1 protein-coding gene is annotated in these 1,022 nt (G+C 53.4%); it reads right to left on the bottom strand.

Going from position 1 to position 1,022, the window contains the following annotated elements:
* A partial coding sequence (locus KDK18_RS05165; RefSeq protein ID WP_257253687.1) for a VCBS domain-containing protein occupies positions 1-1,000 on the bottom strand: 1,000 nt, incomplete at its 3' end.
* Between the last annotated feature and the right edge of the window lie 22 nt (positions 1,001-1,022).

Below are 1,022 nucleotides of genomic sequence, written 5' to 3'. Positions count from 1 at the left end.
TGGAGAGGTTGATGCCAGCGTCCTCGGTGACACTGCCGGTGTCGGTGCCGGTGATCACCGCTGCATCGTTGGTGCCGTTAATGGTAATGACGATATCGTGGGTAGTGCCATCCAGAGACTTGACGGTAACGGTCTCGGTCAGACTGTCACCATCCCCCAAGGCCTGAATGGCTGACTGGCTATTGCTTGCCGAATAACTCCAGTTACCGCTGCCATCAATGGTCAGAGAACCGTAGGTGCCGGTGATCGTCTCGGCGGTGAAACTATTTTCGCCGCCATCAACATCGGTGACACTCAAGCTGCCAGAGGTGGAGAGGTTGATGCCAGCGTCCTCGGTAACACTGCCGGTATCGGTACCGGTGATCAACGCCGCGTCGTTGGTGCCGTGAATGGTAATAACGATATCGTGGGTAGTGCCATCCAGAGACCTCACCGTCAGGGTCTCGGTCAGACTGTCACCATCCCCCAAGGCCTGAATGACTGACTGGCTATTGCTCGCCGAATAACTCCAGTTACCGCTGCCATCAATAGTCAGAGAACCATAGGTGCCGGTCAGGGTTTCAGCTTGAAAGAAGGCTTCGCTCTGGTCAGCATCAGTGATGGTGAGGGAGCCTGATACTGTCAGGGTGCTGGCATGACTGTCTTCAGTGACGGTTGCCGTATCAAGACCTGTTATCTGTGCGTTGTCGTTTGTACCGGTGATGACCAGAGTGGCTGTCTGGGAAACTGAGCCACCATTGCCGTCTTCTATGTCATAGCTGTAGACAATGGTTTCAGTGACTCCGTTCGCAAGATAGTCATAGGCACCGGGGTCAACGGTAAGGGTGTTTCCGTTGATGGTGATGCCAGAGTCATCGCCGGATGACAGGGTGATCTGGGTCACGGAGAGACTATCACCCGTGTCAACGTCTGCAGCAGACTCAAGCAGATCGATGTTGACTGAAGCCGAGTCTTCGACATAATTTTTCGTAAAGCTTGCATTTTGATTGATATCGATCATGAAGAAGGAAAAGCCCGTGTGA

Source organism: Endozoicomonas sp. SESOKO3 (assembly GCF_024606255.1).
The sequence above is the reverse complement of the archived record's forward strand: the minus strand, read 5'-3'. Positions and strand labels throughout refer to the sequence as shown.